The 18,038-nt window shown below is 42.7% G+C and carries 13 protein-coding genes; all 13 read right to left on the bottom strand.

All coding sequences use genetic code 11. The features are described from left to right. Positions 1-92: 92 nt before the first annotated feature. The 13 genes from L2737_RS13750 to L2737_RS13690 all read right to left on the bottom strand — a co-directional run bounded on the left by L2737_RS13750 (position 93) and on the right by L2737_RS13690 (position 17,967). The gene (locus L2737_RS13750; protein WP_248956072.1) at positions 93-926 is read right to left on the bottom strand and encodes a carbon-nitrogen hydrolase family protein; all 834 of its coding nucleotides are present in this window, start codon (positions 924-926) and stop codon (positions 93-95) included. Continuing rightward, positions 850-5,340, bottom strand: a complete 4,491-nt coding sequence (locus tag L2737_RS13745; protein ID WP_248956071.1) for a YhdP family protein — start codon at positions 5,338-5,340, stop codon at positions 850-852. The genes L2737_RS13750 and L2737_RS13745 overlap by 77 nt, the downstream gene beginning before the upstream one ends. Continuing rightward, positions 5,340-6,830, bottom strand: coding sequence for a ribonuclease G (rng, locus tag L2737_RS13740; protein WP_229369773.1), 1,491 nt, complete (start codon positions 6,828-6,830; stop codon positions 5,340-5,342). The genes L2737_RS13745 and rng overlap by 1 nt, the downstream gene beginning before the upstream one ends. Before the next feature lie 101 nt (positions 6,831-6,931). Then, positions 6,932-7,525, bottom strand: coding sequence for a Maf family protein (locus tag L2737_RS13735; protein WP_248956070.1), 594 nt, complete (start codon positions 7,523-7,525; stop codon positions 6,932-6,934). Positions 7,526-7,527: 2 nt separating this feature from the next. Further along, a complete protein-coding gene (gene mreD / locus L2737_RS13730; protein ID WP_102527448.1) occupies positions 7,528-8,016 on the bottom strand; it encodes a rod shape-determining protein MreD in 489 nt (162 codons plus the stop codon). Continuing rightward, entirely contained in the window at positions 8,013-8,918 is a 906-nt protein-coding gene (gene mreC / locus L2737_RS13725) for a rod shape-determining protein MreC (RefSeq protein WP_102527447.1), read from the bottom strand. The genes mreD and mreC overlap by 4 nt, the downstream gene beginning before the upstream one ends. Positions 8,919-8,981: 63 nt before the next feature. Further along, on the bottom strand, positions 8,982-10,031 hold the full coding sequence (locus L2737_RS13720) for a rod shape-determining protein (protein ID WP_055022908.1): 1,050 nt from the start codon (positions 10,029-10,031) through the stop codon (positions 8,982-8,984). Positions 10,032-10,320: 289 nt separating this feature from the next. After that, a complete protein-coding gene (locus L2737_RS13715) occupies positions 10,321-14,934 on the bottom strand; it encodes a DUF6701 domain-containing protein (protein ID WP_248956069.1) in 4,614 nt (1,537 codons plus the stop codon). After that, positions 14,924-15,361 carry an MSHA biogenesis protein MshP gene (locus L2737_RS13710; protein ID WP_248956068.1) on the bottom strand — a complete coding sequence of 146 codons (438 nt, stop codon included), beginning with the start codon at positions 15,359-15,361 and terminating at the stop codon, positions 14,924-14,926. Before L2737_RS13710 ends, L2737_RS13715 begins: the two co-directional genes overlap by 11 nt. A 25-nt stretch (positions 15,362-15,386) precedes the next feature. Then, the gene (locus L2737_RS13705) at positions 15,387-16,232 is read right to left on the bottom strand and encodes a PilW family protein (RefSeq protein WP_248956067.1); all 846 of its coding nucleotides are present in this window, start codon (positions 16,230-16,232) and stop codon (positions 15,387-15,389) included. Beyond that, positions 16,232-16,801, bottom strand: coding sequence for a type IV pilus modification PilV family protein (locus tag L2737_RS13700; protein WP_248956066.1), 570 nt, complete (start codon positions 16,799-16,801; stop codon positions 16,232-16,234). The genes L2737_RS13705 and L2737_RS13700 overlap by 1 nt, the downstream gene beginning before the upstream one ends. Next, complete coding sequence (locus tag L2737_RS13695) at positions 16,791-17,288, bottom strand: type II secretion system protein (RefSeq protein ID WP_248956065.1); 498 nt, start codon at positions 17,286-17,288, stop codon at positions 16,791-16,793. Before L2737_RS13695 ends, L2737_RS13700 begins: the two co-directional genes overlap by 11 nt. A gap of 190 nt (positions 17,289-17,478) precedes the next feature. Further along, positions 17,479-17,967: a type II secretion system protein gene (locus L2737_RS13690; protein WP_248956064.1), complete on the bottom strand. Its 489-nt coding sequence runs from the start codon at positions 17,965-17,967 to the stop codon at positions 17,479-17,481. Positions 17,968-18,038: the final 71 nt, after the last annotated feature.

Here is an 18,038-nt window from a genome sequence, read left to right as displayed (position 1 = left end):
TAATATTCAAATGGTGCTTATTATGCTTTTACTTCATACAAGCTCAGTAGGTATAAACCCAGTTAACATACTCATGGGATGAGTCATTACAATTAACTTATGAGCGATGGCACTTTAAAGCGGTTATGCTGCATCACTGGAATTTGCTGCCTGATTTTTTCAAGCGACTCCAGCGATACCTGATGCTGAACCCAGCCAAGGCCTGTTTTACGTTCGGCGAGTACTTCCCCCCAAGGATCAACAATCATGCTTTGTCCCCAGGTTTCTCGGCTACCTTGATTATGCTGCCCCCATTGATCTGCTGCCAATAAAAAACATTGGCTTTCAATGGCTCTAGCCTTTACTAACGTTTGCCAATGCGCTTCACCCGTCACTTTAGTGAAAGCCGAAGGAAGTGCAATAAAATCAGCGCCAGCAAGCCGTAACGCGCGAAACAGCTCAGGAAAGCGAATATCATAACAAATGGCTAAGCCGACATTGCCAAATGGTGTCTTTACCACCGTTATACGTTCACCTGGGCAAAACGTATCACTTTCTCTATAAGATTGGGTGTTATCAGCAACTTCAACATCGAACAAGTGCAACTTATCATAACTACCTAAGGTATCACCCGCATCATCAAATAGATAACTACGGCTAAAGACTCTGCCATCTCCCGCTAAAATCGGGATAGTACCTGCCACCATATAAACTTGATGCAGCTTAGCCAAATCCGCTAGTGCGTTTTTAAGATGACTGGTCTCATCATCTCCTGCAACATCGAGTTGCTGTTTCTCGTGGCCACCAAACAACAAACTGCACTCAGGTAACACGACTAATTGCGTTTCACCTTGATGCCGAGGAAGGCATTTAAGCTGCGAGTCTATATATGCCAGATTGGCTGTGACGTCTCGACTGCTTTGGCATTGTAATAAGCTGATTTGCATCTGAGCCTCTCTGGCTGATATTGAGCTTTCTGATACTATCTTGGTAACTTGCAAAAGAGATAACATTCGCATCTTCAATCGTCGCATTAAACGTTAAATCAGAAGTTGATTCATCAAGCGTTGGCTTGGCGTCAGATACAGCTTCTGGTTCAGGCTCGAGTTCAGGTTTGACGCTTACTTCTGTAGTAGGAATTTCATCGCTACTCACACCATTGTTCAAACTTTTGATTGCATTATCGCTTTTACTAACGTTTATGCCGTCGTTTGAATCAAGCGGCGTTTCACCTACAGGGACGTCTTTTTTCGGCAAGATTGACTCAGGAATTTCAATTTCTTTACTTTTGCGCTCTAGTTCTTCTAGTTGAGGGTCAGTCATCGTGCCGCCTAAACGGAAACGAATTTCTGAAATAACCTCAATCACAGGCTCCAACACTTTAGTTAAGGCAAACGCACCCAAACCTAATGTCCATGCACTGGTACTCAGCAGTACCACTGTCGGCACACTGGATGCAAGCTGCGGAATAAAGCGAATATCATAATTCAAACTTTGGCTGGTTAAGTCAGTATAGCCACGCACTTTCATGTTGCCTGCTATCGCGTCCATTTCTGTATCAGTAGTTTTAACCACGCCATTATCAATATTCAGTGAACCACCAAACGAATCAAAATAAAGCCCTTTACCGAATACATCAGAGAAATCTAACGACAGCTTTCTCACCAAGGAATCTAAACTAAACAAAGAGAAAATACGGGCGCCTTTATCACTGATTTCAGAAAGGTAACCCTTACCCATATCAAATCTTAATTTACCGTTCAACGTTTCTAAAGAAAATGCATAAGGTGCCCCTTGCCATGAAAACTCTCCAACCATATTCACAGGCGCATCTTTCAAACCTGGGTTGATACCCAGTGCATCAGATAAAGCATCAAATTTACTCGCTTCAACATTCACATCAAATGTAGTTAGGCTTTTACCGTCAGCAAATGTCCAATCCCCAGAAGCCTGCATACTGACTATGGGACGGGTTAAGGTTAAGGTTTGAAAACGATAACCATCTTCATAAGGGATACCTTGTAAAACGAGGTGCCCCAGTTGCGCTTGATATAACTTAAAGTCATCAACATCGACAGCCAAGGGAGGCAAGTTTTCCAACAAATTACCGGGGGTAAATTCCGCTTCTTCTGCAGACTTAACCTTTGGAGATAAATGCAGCTTACTGGCGACAATTTTAAGTCCTTGTTCGCGCCAGCTTGGATAAAAATCAACATGACCATCAAGCTGTTCAGACTGAATATCAAAACGCCAAACATGTGTTAACGGCTTGGCTGAAAAGCTCAATTGATTAAAATTCTGACTTAAGATATTTAATGAGCCTATTTTGGCATCGATTAAAATCAAAGGTGGAAAAAAGCTCGACTTCGGTGCTGCTGTGACTTCATTTAACTGAGGCTCCGAAGACTGTAGAGCTGGAATCGATGTGTCAGCAAGAGTCACTTCATTGGTTTTCGCCACAGCTGCAGTTGTTAACTCTGTTTTCAAGTCAGGCTCAACCTGTAAGTCAGTACCTTCAATTGCTTTATTAGCGGGGGCGTCAGCTGTCGCCATTAATACTTGCGTCGAAGTAATTGATTCTGTGTGAACGATCGTGTCAGCCGTCGCTGTTGCCAACGCATTCGCAGCAAGCGAGCTTTCAGGTAAGGCATCGATAGTTGAATTCGCTTTATCAGTAAACTTGCTGATGATAGGAAGCCACTGGGTCAATTCAGCTTCAGGCAAATCAATTTGAATATGGCCTTGGTCTTTAGCGAGTTTGTCACCTAATTTAAAATGCCGCCCTAGCAGTAAATCATAGTGAGCGAGAGCACCGCCATTACCTTCATTAAAGCCTCCCCAAAACTCAGCATCTTTACCCAGTTTTATCCCTAAAGATGATTGTTTATTATCACCGACTAGCTCTGCGCGGAGGACTTTAGCTTGATCTGCATCCTTATAAAATGGCGCTGGAAGTGACAATGATGTACCAACGAGATCTGAATTGACTTGAACCTGAAGACGGTAACCCGTTGGATCAAATATCATCGTAACAGCACCATCCCAAGCCATATTGCCTGAGTAGTATTCGCTTAACGGGTTATCAATATAGCTCGGTAACGTATCAAGATCCCATTGCCCAGCCAAGTCTATAGTTAATGCCAGATCCCCAGTGTTGGTTGGCTCTGTGGCAAAATCAAATGTCAGCGGCTGCTCAAATAAATTGGCATTTATCGCTAAGCCATTCACTTCAGCATTATTGAATTCAACATTACCTGTGACTTTTTCAAGTTGTAGCCCTGGTGTCGTAACGTATACGCTATTGCCATTAAACTTAATGATACCTTTATTATCTGCTTTTCCACCTTCGTAAAGCGGAATGGTTAAATCTAATTCACTGACAATATCACCCGATATTTGCACCACATTTAATGTAGGGCTAATTGAGGTTTTTAACGGTGAATTATCAATTACAGCTTTGGCTGCATCGGCATCAGCGCCAACGTTAGCTTCTACTCTCAATGTCGTTTCTTTACCCATATGTGGGATATAGATATGGGCGCCATCAGCCGAGACATCGAGTAAGTTGCCTTTATTGACCACAAGATCCATCGCTGCATTTTCAAATAAAGCATATAAGCTCAAATCGTCGACAGCTGGCCAAGTCGGCTGAAACGAAAAAGCACCATCATTGAGATTAAAGCCCGCTTGAAAAATGCCCGAGTTATCTTGATAAGGAAATTGGTTCAGCTGACCATGCCACACAATTTTCGCATCAGGGATCTCCCCTTTTAATAAAGAGGCATTTAAGTAATCAACTAGGTTGTCACTCATTGTGTGCAGCGGGAAATATAGACCTGCATTATCTACGTCAGAAATTGCCACATTAGCACTTAATGCCAAGTGCGCAGCATTATGCATATCTAATTGCATCGATGCAGCAATGTCTATATCTGGGTTATGAAAATGCACATTAGGCAAAGTTAACCGAGAATTATCGACACTGTACTGAACTTGAAAGGCCTCGCCTGTTAACGCAAGTGGCGCTTCAAAACCATCTTGAAAGTCTAATCGATAATCTTGCTGAGGAAACTCAGCATTTAACAAACCATTGGCCCAAGACAGATTAAAGTCAATCGCGCTGCTTCCAGGGATATTATTTGAAGCTAGCCACTGTAGTTGTTTAACCTCTGTTTTTAATAACAGAGGTTTACCTGGCTCTTTTAATAGCTGCAAAGGCCCAATAAGCCCTTGAGGTGAGAGTGCGCGCCATTTTGCGACTCCTTTCTCGCCCATTTTAGGGATAAGAGGTAACAGCGGGGTTAATACTTCAGGCGCAATTTCGTTAATGCTAACAGAGAGGTCACTGTAATTCGTTTTTAGGGACAATTTAAGCTCTGGCCACGACTCACCATTAGTTGAAAAATCTAAGTCATGACTGCTCACTTGCCAGCCCGTTTCATTCGGCTGCCATTTTAACGCTCCACCATTAATGGCAAACCTTTGTTGCTCGCCAGCAGTATTCCACTGTAACCAACTGGGTTCAAACATCAATAAACCTGTATTGATTGTCCGGTACTCAATTCCTAGCCAGGCTTCAAGGTTCACTACCCCTTCAAATTCAATATTGTCCAGTTTAAGCAACGGCTCATGTTGCCTAGACGCCCACTCACCTAAATCTAACGATTCTGCTGATAAGTAAATCTGTCCAATCAGTTCATCAGGGTTATAACCATCACCATTTAAATCCACTCTTAATGCCAGTCGCTCACTTGCTGATGCTTCTGAGTCAAGGTGCATAAAGCCTTTACCTTGATGTAAGTCTGTTCCGTTATGCCAGATAAAATTGCTGATATAAATCGGTCTAAAATCATGGTTATGGCTTAATAGCTGAAGGGTGCCGTCGCTGATGGAGAAATACTCGAGCTGTTCTAGTAACAGTGCATATAACCAATCTATATTGGTATTGCTCACTGGCTTTGCGCTTTTTGTAGACAACTCATCAACATTAAGTGCCACATGTATACCATCAAACTTTACGGTTTCAATTTTAGGAGACAAAGTCAGCAAGGTTTGCCAGAAATCGAGTTTAAAGTGGACTTTGTTAGCGATGATCGTTACCGGCAAAGCTTGCTGGGGAGGAACAACTAAATTATTTACCGTTAATGCTGGCCCAAACGCTTGCCATTCAGCTGACAGTTTGCCGACTTGCACTTCCACTTGATATTGGTCGCGCAAATAATTGATCACTTCATAACGAGCTTCGGGTAGTTGGGGTAATAAACCACGGATGAGACTGACCGCTAGCGCAAATAGTACAAGTACTACGGCTACAATTTGGAACAAAAAACGACACACTGTTACGGTTTTACTTTTGGGCACTACACCATCACCACATCATACTTATTTTGAGTATATAAAGTTTCGTTTTGAAGGCGGATTTGCTTACCAATATAAACTTCTAGCTCAGCCAATAAGTGGCCTTCCTCATTACTTAAACTCTTGTAAACTGCAGGGGAGCAATATAATAAAAACTCATCAGCTGCATATGCTCGGTTTAAACGAATAATTTCTCTAAAAATCTCATATGAAACGGTTTCTACCGTTTTCATCGAACCCGTGCCATTACAAGCTGGGCACTCACCGCACACCACATGCTCAAGACTTTCACGTGTGCGCTTTCGGGTCATTTCAACTAAACCTAACCCAGAAAAGCCACTCACACTGGTTTTAACTCTGTCCATCGCTAAGGCCGCTGTTAAGCTGTCCAATACGCGTTTCTTGTGTTCTTCATTCATCATATCGATAAAGTCGATAATGATTATACCGCCCAAATTTCGCAGTCTTAATTGTCTTGCTATTGCTTGGGTGGCCTCTAAATTAGTATTGAATATTGTTTCTGCTAGATTTCGATGACCAACAAATGCACCAGTATTAATATCAACTGTGGTCATAGCTTCTGTCTGATCAATAATTAAATAACCACCCGACTTAAGTTCAACCTTTCGCCCTAATGCACGTTGAATTTCATTCTCGACATCATAGAGTTCAAAAATCGGTGATGGCCCTGCATAGTGCTCAATTTTGGCCGCTATTTCTGGCATAAACTCTTGCGCAAAACCTTCAATTTCAGCGAAGGTTCGGCGTGAGTCCACTTGGATATTGTCCAGTTCAGTGCCAACAAAATCACGAATAATTCGCACTTGAAGCGCTAAATCTTGGTACAACAAGGTCGCACCTTTGCGCTTACGACGTTCACTGACCTTAGCCCAAACTCGGCGTAAAAAAGCGGCATCCTGTGCCAGTTCATCATCACCTACGCCTTCGGCAGCAGTTCTGATAATAAAACCGCCATCTTCATCGACATAAGGCTCAGTGATCTTCTTTAAACGGCTACGCTCTGACTCTTCTTCAATGCGTTGCGACACACCAACATGGCTTGAGCCGGGCATAAAGACTAAATAACGCGAAGGTAAGGTAATATCAGTTGTGAGGCGAGCACCTTTCGTTCCAAGCGGATCTTTAACCACTTGCACCATGATATCTTGTCCTTGGCGAACCAATTCTGCGATATCACGAACAACAAAGTTGCCCTTTTCAACATCAGCTACACACTCGGTATGCGGCACAATGTCAGAGGCGTGTAAGAATGCGGCTTTTTCTAGGCCGATATCCACAAAGGCAGCTTGCATGCCAGGTAGCACACGACTGATTTTTCCTTTATAGATATTGCCCACAAGGCCACGTTTCATGCGGCGCTCGATATGCACTTCTTGTAACACGCCGTGCTCAACAAGTGCGACCCTTGCCTCAGTTGGCGTGACGTTAATCAGTAATTCAGAGCCTTTTTTACGCTGTGCTTTTGTTTGCATAAGCCACCTGTTTAACGCCCTGCTGCAAGGATGATGCATTACTCACGCGTATATTTTTTGATAGTCAGCGCAGTAAAATTCACATGTTTGCGAACGAAAAGTTAAGTTAATTCAATTTGATTCATTTCATGTAGTAATTCGCGCGTCTCAACAAGAGGTAAACCGACTACCGCTGAATAACTACCCTTTATCGACTTTACAAAGCAACCACCTAAACCTTGGATACCGTAAGCTCCCGCTTTATCCATTGGCTCTTGTGTGTCGATATAGGCATTAATTGTATCTAGTGTCAGATGACAAAAAGTCACTTCCGTCTGGCACAGTCTAGTGAGTGTAGTCTTACCATTGGTCACCGCTACTGCCGTCATTACCTGATGTGTTTTCCCTGATAAATCAGAAAGTATGCGTTGCGCATCTTGCTTATCTACTGGTTTACCTAATATCTGCTCACCTAATACCACAATAGTATCTGAGCCAAGCACCTTATGGCTTTCGCCATTAGGACACAAAGCTAAGCCTGTTTGGGCTTTTTCTTTAGCTAATCTAACAACGAAGTCCGCAGCAGGTTCGCCTGAAATATGCGACTCATCAATATCTGGTGCAACCTGATCAAATGAAAAATGCTTTTCAGTGAATCCAACTTGAGCAAATAGCTCTTTACGTCTTGGAGAAGTGGAAGCGAGCACCCAACCCATATCTAACGAACCTTATAACTACGGCGAATATTTCTAAGCACCCAGAACACCCACCACCACATAAAAATACTCGAGATAGCAGGTAAAAACATCGCCCAATCGAAGGCAACACCATTAACAACAAATTCAACCCAGTAAATAATAAAGTGATAAAGACATATAAAAATGGCTACTAAAATAGACTGCTGCCAACGGGTAAAGTTTCGCAGTCGCTGTGATTGCATCACAATCACATAAATCACAATCGAAAATGCCAAGGAACGTATACCTAAGGTTGCCCCTAGCAAGACATCCAATAATACGCCTAAGATCCAAGCGGTTAAGATGCTATAACGATGCGGTAAGGCCATCGCCCAGTAAATCATTACCATTAGCAACCAATCTGGTCGCCAAGCTTCGACGATTTTAGGCAGTGGCATGATTTGAAACATCATCCCAATAAAAATTGTCACTAATACGACAAAGCGGCCATTGGCAATATGTGCACTCATTGACTGCCCTCGTCTTGTGTTTCTGGTTCCACGCTTGGATTATCAATCGTTGATATTTCTGAATGGATTGAACTAGGCAGATCATCTAAATTGTCGTCAGGCCAAATCAGCAACACGTAGCGAATTCGATCTAATGCAGCTAACGGCTGAGCTGAAATCACAGAATAGCTTTGCCCAGCATCACGGGAGATTTTCATCACTCGCGCGACAGGGTAGCCTTCAGGGAAGCGTTGACCTAAACCAGAAGTCACCAATAAATCACCGACTACGATGTCTGTACTTTTGGCCACATGACGCAGTTCAATTTCATCAATATCACCAGTGCCTTGAGCCATCGCGCGGACATCATTTCGAGTGATTCGAACAGGTATGCCATGCGTCGGATCGGTTACCAATAATACCCGACTCGTTAACTCACTCACTTCAACCACTTGGCCAACAACACCTTGGGCATCTACGACTGATTGCCCGACAAAAACACCGGTACGTGCACCATGGTTCAGTACCACATAATGACGAAACGGATCACTGGCTACTTCCATGACTTCGGCAACCACTTTACGAGCATCCATGTGGACAGGAGAACCCAGTAAAGCTCTTAAACGTACATTTTCTTGTCGTAAATGTTCAAAACGTTGTAATCGTTCTGACATCATTAGTTGTTGCCGTAATAGTTCTTTATTTTGTTGAGCCAACATATTGCGGGTTGCAATGGAGTCTGCTGACCAATCCAATAATAAACCTGGCACGTTGGCTAAATACTGTAAGGGACTTAATACAGAGGAAATAGACTGACGAATAGGATCGAGGCGATCATTAGCGATAAGTAATACCACCGACAAAAAAATTGCCAGTGTTAATCTGAATTGTTGCGATATGCCACGAACAAAAATGGGTTTCATAATTTGTAGGCGGTGACACTCTTAATAATATCATCAGAGTCTACACCGCCATTGTTTCGCTCTTTAGTTCTCTTCAGAGAATAAGTCGCCACCATGCATGTCGATCATCTCAAGTGCTTTACCACCGCCTCGAGCAACACATGTCAATGGATCATCGGCAACCATCACTGGAATGCCTGTTTCTTGCATTAATAAACGGTCTAAATCACGAAGTAATGCACCACCGCCAGTTAACACCATGCCGCGCTCAGAAATATCTGAGGCAAGTTCTGGAGGAGACTGTTCAAGTGCAACCATCACTGCACTAACAATGCCTGATAATGGCTCTTGCAGCGCTTCAAGTATTTCGTTGCTGTTAAGAGTGAAACTTCTTGGCACACCTTCAGCAAGGTTACGGCCGCGAACTTCAATTTCAAGCACTTCGTCACCAGGATAAGCAGTACCGATCGTATGTTTAATACGTTCTGCAGTTGCTTCACCAATCAGGCTTCCGTAGTTACGGCGTACATAGTTAATGATGGCATCATCAAATTTATCACCACCAATCCGCACCGATGAAGAATACACCACACCATTTAACGAGATAATAGCAACTTCAGTGGTACCACCACCGATATCAACAACCATAGAACCCGTTGCTTCTGACACAGGTAAACCTGCACCAATCGCTGCCGCCATTGGCTCTTCAATTAAGTATACTTCGCGTGCACCTGCGCCCATGGCAGATTCACGAATTGCACGACGTTCTACTTGTGTTGCACCTACTGGAACACAAACTAAAACACGTGGGCTTGGACGGAAAAAGCTATTATTATGCACTTGCTTAATGAAGTGCTGCAGCATTTTTTCAGTCACATAGAAGTCAGCAATCACACCATCTTTCATTGGGCGGATAGCTTGAATGTTTCCAGGAGTACGACCAAGCATTTGCTTTGCGTCTGTCCCTACAGCAGCCACTGATTTTTGTCCGCTGCTGCCACGCTCACCACGAATGGCAACGACAGATGGTTCGTTAAGCACGATACCTTCGTCACGAACGTAAATTAATGTATTTGCCGTACCTAAATCGATCGATAGGTCGTTTGAAAAAACTCCACGCAGCTTTTTGAACATGTGTCTAGCCTGTATTCTGTAACGTCAGAAGAAAGAAAAATCAGGTAACTTTATCAATGCAGCTCAGTTTCCACAAGACCGAACAGGTTAACAATCGCTAATCTCGGTGTTTTTTTCGCTTTATTAGCAAATTAAATCATAAGTGCATAAAAACAACAAAATAACGAGTAAAAAAACAACAGTATTTAATACTGTGTCTCCGTCAAAAAATCGTTCAAGAATATATTTTGACGATGCAAAACCCAATAGGCTGCAAATAATCCATTTGGTCAGCCATTATGTAACTTGTTTATCGTTTTTCACGCCAATAAATAATTCGGTCATGGCCACGATAACGCCCAAAGTACGCACTCGCCCTTGGATCATACAAAGTTGTCGACGAAGCGTTTTCCCAATTCCAATACCACTGTAGCCACTCGGGCACAATCAAAGGAGCGGTTACTTGACCGCGATAATCAGCAGCTGAACCTGTAATAATCGCATTCCACAGTAAGGTAAATTCGCCGTTAGAAAAACTGCCAGTTTGCCCAGTTCGATCGATTAATTGACCCGTTGTTAAACTGGGTTCAAATTTGTATCCCAACGACAGATCATCGACTTGACTGGCTAACGCAGGGGTTACGACTGAACAACTATCATCAGTATTGGTCACCCAAGCCAGTCCATTCCAGTATTCTGTTCTGGTTGGCATTTGTAGCGTGTCGTTTTCAGCGCCATACGTGTTGTCCATCACCACACGGCCATGACGAAAACGTTGATTTGATAGTAATTTTGCATCGCAATTACTGCCACAAGTACCAGAGGTCGCAGCATTCATATCTGGGTCGGCGACAAAACTATAGCCCTGAGGATTAAGCGGATCACCATCGTTATCAACAACAATCAGCCCAATATCAAAGTCTTCAAAAGGCCCATCTTGACTAGGAGCAGTGGTTCGACTTAAGCTAGCCATATAACTACTATCTACAGTTGCAACACCCGCAACCCATGAACTTGCAGAGACGGGTAAAGCGCTCATTCGGTTACGTTTGTCGTCACCATCATCTGAATTTTCCCCCACTAAAATACCGGTCGCGTATGCAAAAGCATCTTGGTAATTCTTAGTTACCTCACTGCCAATATTAAATGCAGTTATATTCATCGCCATCGAAAATGGCTGATCCATATAATTGAAAATCCCACATGCGGGAAGGACACTCACACTGCTAACAACAAATCGGTCAGGGATAAAGCGGCCTATATTGCCAGAACTTGCTTTCGGAATATCATAAAAGGTAGAACCTAAATATTCACTGGGTGCTTTCGCGGTAAATTCAAATACACCCACCTCACTAATTGACTGAGTGATGGTGTTTTGGCTATTAATAACAGCCACATGGTCGTAGTTCCCTAGACCGAGAGTGCCTGCTTCTCCAGGATTTGGAGCCACAAGATTACTGCCTAATACAATACCTGCATGAACATAATTTGGCGTGGTTAAATTGTCACAATAATCAGTGTCGCTATCAGACTCCCAAGCCATTGCTTGAACCGTTAAATCAAAGTCTTCTCCGGCTTTTATATACACATCGCAACTACTATCACCTGCTGTGCAGCTAGCATTGGCATCCACAGGTTTTACACATAAACCAGCTGGGAAACTGACAAATGGGTCTGCACCGACCATCACCAATCCATCTTCCTCGCCTGTGCCATCGTATTGGGCATTTAACTGAATTGCGCCTGCATCGGGGTAATTCACTTCAAACTCAGCAATACCACTGGCATCAAATTGAAGTGCTATAGGAGTTCGAGCGCCAATACTCGTGCCGATATCTGTTGCAGCGCCTGTTCCAGTTACCGACACACTTGAAGCTGAAATAACCGAACTCGGATTGACGTAATCACTCCAAAAACCAACACTTTTAGTCACATTTTCAAACTGCGGTGTACACTCCAACGTCTCGGTATCTTTTTTTACGGCTGAAATACTAATAGCACCACTGGGTTTATTCGCTAACTTGTCTGGTACAGTAAAAATAAAACCGCTATCAGCAAAGTTAAAGGTACATTGCTCAGCCGTTGGTGTTGAACCAGCAACACTACATAATGTGGTACTAAAAGGCTTAGCGCCTGGTGTTGAGCCTGTGACATCAACCGTTACTGAGCCAGCGGTATTATTTCTGAGTGATAAATTAGTGCTACCGCCACTAAAACTGACTACGTTGCCACCAACCCAACCACCACCTGTAGCGATGGTTGCAGGGCTCAAGGTCGCAGTAACAAAGTCTGGTACAGTTTGAGTACAATCTGCGTTAGCACAAGCAGTTAGAGTCATTGGCTCAGCATTACAAGTTAACGCAGAACCGGTATGAGTAAATTCAAAATGATCAATGACAACCCCCACAGGGCTTGAGTCAAGTGCACAAAATTCTATGTCATCTATTTCATGGACATTATTAGCCCCACCTGTTGAACCTGTTATCGATAAGATAAAGTCATCAGGCACTGCAGCTTGTGATGCGAAAGATAAAATATCAAACTGGGGAACGATTTCGACAAAGCCGCTGCCAGTATCACGAGAGACTGACACTAACGACTGCCCTGACACACGAGAGTCAATGACGATTCTATAACGATGATTGTCATTCTCATTGTCATCAACAGGTGGAGTTAAGCAGTCGCCAGTAGTATTAGTGGTGCCGTTATTACACGTTCCGCGTAGATATGGGTAGCCTGACGTGCCACTGCCCGAGCCACGTATCGAAACGCTTTGCTGGCGGCGTCCAATATTATTATCGCCCCCTTCTGCCGAAAAATTACCATATTCGTCAATACCAATGCCTAACCAGCCACCAGCAAACCCATCAACGCCTGGTTTATAGCCATAACCTAACGGTCCCCCTGCAGCACCTGGCTGTGGGGTTATTGATGCATCAGAAAACACCATTGCAATACCGTCAGCACCGTTGCCATCATAAGCAGAATGGTCGAACTCAATTTCAATTAAATTATCAGCAGCTGGGAATAAACGTTGGTAAGTCGTTGAAGTTGCTTGGTTGCCAGCCGCTTGAGTTAGACGAAGTTTATTACTCACTATTGAAGGAGTAAAACTGCCGCTCGAGCTCGCAGCCACCCAATCGGTCCCTAAAGAAGTGCGATTAAAGTCATCAGTAAAACATTGCGAAACCGGTTCTGTTCTTTCTAGCGCAAAGAAACTGTAGTTTTCCCAGATATGTCTACGATCGTTATCTCGATAGGTATCTTCATCCACAACCATACTGACTAGATCGTTCGTCAACTGACAACGCCTTAACCAACCACCATCACCACCACGGCGATTAGTTTTACCAGCCACTAAAATTGGAACGTCAGTAAAACCCGTTAAGGGGGTGGTCACGCTACATTGATATTCCACATCTCTAATGCTATTGGTATTGAAAAAAGTTTGTGAATTTCCAAAGTGATAATTGAGGTCCTCACCGTTTAATATCAAGGCGCCTGAACCAGAAGCAACGGTCATATAAGCGATGGTCTCGGCATCGATTTGGTTATTATTCAAATTGCCTGGCTGACATTTATTATTATTTGAACGCACTTCAGAGGTATCCATGGCTAGCTGAATACCTGTATTACTAAACCTTGAAGTACTGGTTAACCAGCAATCATTATTACTTGTTTGCATTTGGTTCAGTAAAACGTCTTGCGATGAGTCCATTGTCACGCTGGTATAATTATTATTCGCCCCAATAAGCGCTAAATCATATTCGACCGAACCTGCGATAAGTTGCGTTCCATTTGATAGGTCATGTGTTCCAGGAGTCACAGCAACCCAATGCACTTCGGGCATATCGGCGCTAGAAACTATATTCCCTGGTGGTTCTTGCCTTGCCCATGTAAAGCCTGTTTCGCTGATATTTGATAAAAAAGCACTTTGGGGGCCATCAGTGGAGAGTGGATTAGTTTCAGAAATTGTCGGCATGATAAACACCAGCGGTGTTACGCCCGTAGGAAAGGCATCATCAAAAGCCACAGAAGTAGACGTTGCTTTGCCATATTGGATGTGGAAAGGTGCTGGCGAAGAGTTACAGCTGGGCACGACCGAAATTTGATCTGCTGTTTCATCAAATGTCACACTCGAGCTTCCTTCCATATTTATGTTTGAAGCAGTGATCGCCCCTGTGAGCTCTGCACTTCCCGCAATATCTGCATTTCCTTCTGCAACGACATAAGCCTCTAAGCTTGAGCCCCCTTGCATTGAAAAGTTGCCATAACTGTAAAACAAAAGCTGTTCAGGGTTATTGTTCAACCCCCAATTAGTATGGCTGTAATCATTCTTAATAAAAAAACTGACCGCACCAGAAGCTGGTAAGGTTATATTAACGCCATCTGCTAAACTTAAAGATTCTACCCAATACTGGCCAGGAGAAAAAATTATGTTACCTGAGCTACCCGATAGCGACTTTATTTTATAAACCCCTTCAGTATGAGAGGAAATAAACTCAATGGTACGATCGCCTCCATTACCAATAGTAATATTTTGGTACTCTCCCTCATCCACTTGAATAGTTTTATTATTCCATTCTGGAGGGCCAATATTTTCTGTGCTTGATGACTCACACTGTGCAAAATCCAATCGATTTACCGGCAGTGTGGCGACGTAATTACCAGCTTTACAATCCTTAGCATTACCATTAAATGGGACGCATAATTTTGCAGCTGCATTCCCACCTTGAATATAATTATGAGTAGGTAGTTGACCGTTAGTCGGTGCATTAATAATGAGGGAGCTATTAGTGCGAATTTCCCCCTGAGAATCGATGTTGTTGACTCCCTCTAAGAAAGTATCACTCCAATCTGCTCTGACACTATTACTCAGTAATATCAACACACACATTAATGAAGTAAAGAATCTAATCTCCACGTGCTTCTACCTCCACTTGGCGATTGACTCTTAAACAATTGCTCGTAGCTGCATTTCCAGCACAATCTCCAGTTTCACACACTGCATTACTGGTTATTTGATACTGAGTAACTCCATCTACACTAATAGGGTTACAGGTCACGGCGACAGTGCAACCATGAAAACCTAATGAACTAGGTGGAGTCCAGGTTGAAGTCGCACTACAAACACCCACAGCACCTGACAGCGGAAATAATTTAGCCAACTCAGCATCTGCAGCGCTATTGGCACTAAAAAGCGCTCTAGCTCCCCACACTTCAACATTGACTGACTCATCACCATCTGCCAGCATTCGAATTAAGGTCCCTGCCAGTAGAAACATGACAATTAATACAAATACGGCAATCACCAGCGCACTACCTTGTTGCTTACGCAGCCTAGTATTCATGTGACAATCTTTTAGTGATGAGTGATTAAGGTACATTGGTCACCTGCACTTGATGCTGATACTTGAAGGTTTCACCATTAACACTAAAGCGAGGTTCAAGGTGCACAATTGAGTTGGTCATTAAGTTTTGCTCTGTCACTTTAATTGCAGGTTCTGTGAGTAAACTATTAGTAATATTTTCAGCCATTAACACACCTGCGCCCATATTCGATGGCACTGGCTGGCTGATTATGTAGCCATAATTTGAATAACGATACAAACTCACATCAGATGAGCCTACTGGGCTTTCAAAACAATAACTAATCGGTTGATTAGCAAAGTAAATTCGCTTAATTGGGGACTGTTCAGCAAACTGGACTGAATTAGCAAATGTCAGGGTTATTTTGTCCGCTGCTGAAGTGGCACTTTGCACCTCAAAGCGCTTATTTCTTGATGCTTGATAAATATCATTAACACCGCCAATACTTTCATTAGCAAGAGGATACACAATCGCAAACATGCCATTGTTAACTGCAATATTATTATCAACAATGGTGCCAGTACTCGAAGCAGAATCAGGATAAATAGGTAGTTTAAGATAACTACTACTGGCTTCAATTGGAAGCATCTCAATGCATTGAAAGATGCCTAAACTAGCTGTTCGGAGTCGGACACTGTTTGGCACAGAATGGCGAATGTCACGGGTCATTCGCTCTACAGCAAAGCGGCTTTGACCTAGAACTTGACCAACAGAACTAGATTCAACAAAAATACGTGTACCAAATATAACAAAGCTGCTTACACCCACCACCAAAATACCAAGAATAATAATCACAGTGACCATTTCTACTAAGGTAAAGCCAGCTTGTTGCAAACCTCTTTTACTTTTCATTAATAGTTACTCCTTACCGCTTGGTAAGTGATAACTTCACCCGAAGGTGTTGTAACATCCACAGTGATTAATTTCTCGGCTTGGCCGTTTCGGTATTCAATGGCTACCTGCATTTGATAGCCTAAATACACATCGGCATAGGTTTGAGTTGAATCAAGCATGTTGCTATTGATATTCAGCCCATGATAATCATCAACATCATTAAAGTCGTTTCGCCCTTCACCATTGGGGCCTAAGACCGTTGAGCAGTTTATTCCGGGGTTACTAGGCGCTGTAGAATTACACGCCGGAATACCACCGTTAGAATTAGTGTTTTCATCAAAGCGCTTACCCCAAATTTCATTCATTACAGAATGAGCCAACTCTGCAGATCGAACCCGAGATAAGGTCTCTACAGCACGATCCGCTTGAGGAAGTAACATAGAGGTGAGCATGACAATAGCAATACTTAACACCAGCATGCCAATAACAAGTTCGATTAAGGTAAAACCACCCTGTGAGTTTTTAATCACGCTGTTATGAAGAGATTTTACTAATAGGTTTCTTGAGGAAGATAAATTATAAAGCATACACATACCCCTCAGACTCCATCGCAATATTGAGCGTTTCATCTGCTTTTACGACAAAGCACGCCCCATTGCAGCCAAGGTTAGCTCGACCTAGATTGTCAAAATCCATAGTAAAATCAGTATTACCATTACTTGCTAGCTCGATGATTGCACCACTACTAAAATCTTGTTTCACTTCAGTTCGAATAAGCTGTGCATCAATACAACCTGCAAAGGCGTTATTAATATTATGTTGATAAGTGCTGAGTTGGTAACCATCTGAAAAAACACTAATACGATAACAACGGTCACTGTTATTTAATGCTTTTATTTGAACGTGTCTAAGCTCACTGATAAATTCATTTCGAAGAGCATGGGCACTATAGCTTGATTCAGGTAATAATTTAGGCAAAACAAACACAGCGATAATCCCTACTATTAAAATAGTAGTGACTAACTCAATGAGTGAAAACCCCAATGTATTTTTTAAACCCCGAGTTTGAAACATTCGAATGGTCAGTGCCTTTAGTAACATTTCTCTATATACAGTATGGCAAAATATAACATAAACGTCTTGATATCCTTTACTAAAAATACCTTTCAGTAGAAATCCTTATCAGGTCATGAGTAAAACCAATATTATTAATTTTAGCCCATAAAAAAGGCCTGCAAGCAGGCCTTTAAATTCGTAATTGGTATTAGCAGCTTGATGCTATAGGAGTCGCTGAGTATGTTGGAAGATTTCCTAATCCTGTCGATTCTGTATATTCAATTATACAAGTATCTGGGCTGCCTATCTGTTGAATGGTCACAGTACCATTCCCATCATCAGTGACGTCCCATTCGGCATCATCAAACGTTGCAGCATGCTGAATAGCATCTGCAGTACCTGCAAGATAACCATACACTATGTCAACATAATCAGTTGCAGGGCTTTGTCCATCACTAATCCCAATATCGACTTTGGCATTGCCAGTAGCACTGCCTCTCTCAACACCTGCGATGACAGCTTTTGAATACACTAGGCTATTGGCGCTCTGGATACTGGCTTTAGCTCCATTTAACACAGAGACTCGGGCATCACCTTGTAAGTTGATGAATTTAGGTGCAGCTGTCACTGCTAAAATACCTAAAATGATAATAACGACAACTAATTCAATTAATGTAAAACCTTGCTGCTTTCGCATATATTAAAACCTTAAGGCGAGAAATAAGATTAATTCGCAAACTGACGTTTACTCATTTTCAGGCATGATTT

Source organism: Shewanella electrodiphila (genome assembly GCF_023283985.1).
In the GTDB taxonomy this organism is placed as follows: Bacteria; Pseudomonadota; Gammaproteobacteria; order Enterobacterales; family Shewanellaceae; genus Shewanella; species Shewanella electrodiphila.
Note: the sequence above shows the minus strand (reverse complement) of the source record. Positions and strands in the feature narration are given on the sequence as shown.

Bases quoted from the DNA above. Each gene is read 5' to 3' on its own strand.
- L2737_RS13750 (WP_248956072.1), bottom strand. From the start codon at position 926: ATGCAAATCAGCTTATTACAATGCCAAAGCAGTCGAGACGTCACAGCC.
- rng (WP_229369773.1), bottom strand. From the start codon at position 6,830: ATGCAAACAAAAGCACAGCGTAAAAAAGGCTCTGAATTACTGATTAAC.
- L2737_RS13735 (WP_248956070.1), bottom strand. From the start codon at position 7,525: ATGGGTTGGGTGCTCGCTTCCACTTCTCCAAGACGTAAAGAGCTATTT.
- mreD (WP_102527448.1), bottom strand. From the start codon at position 8,016: ATGAGTGCACATATTGCCAATGGCCGCTTTGTCGTATTAGTGACAATT.
- mreC (WP_102527447.1), bottom strand. From the start codon at position 8,918: ATGAAACCCATTTTTGTTCGTGGCATATCGCAACAATTCAGATTAACA.
- L2737_RS13720 (WP_055022908.1), bottom strand. From the start codon at position 10,031: ATGTTCAAAAAGCTGCGTGGAGTTTTTTCAAACGACCTATCGATCGAT.
- L2737_RS13710 (WP_248956068.1), bottom strand. From the start codon at position 15,361: ATGAATACTAGGCTGCGTAAGCAACAAGGTAGTGCGCTGGTGATTGCC.
- L2737_RS13705 (WP_248956067.1), bottom strand. From the start codon at position 16,232: ATGAAAAGTAAAAGAGGTTTGCAACAAGCTGGCTTTACCTTAGTAGAA.
- L2737_RS13700 (WP_248956066.1), bottom strand. From the start codon at position 16,801: ATGCTTTATAATTTATCTTCCTCAAGAAACCTATTAGTAAAATCTCTT.
- L2737_RS13695 (WP_248956065.1), bottom strand. From the start codon at position 17,288: ATGTTTCAAACTCGGGGTTTAAAAAATACATTGGGGTTTTCACTCATT.
- L2737_RS13690 (WP_248956064.1), bottom strand. From the start codon at position 17,967: ATGCGAAAGCAGCAAGGTTTTACATTAATTGAATTAGTTGTCGTTATT.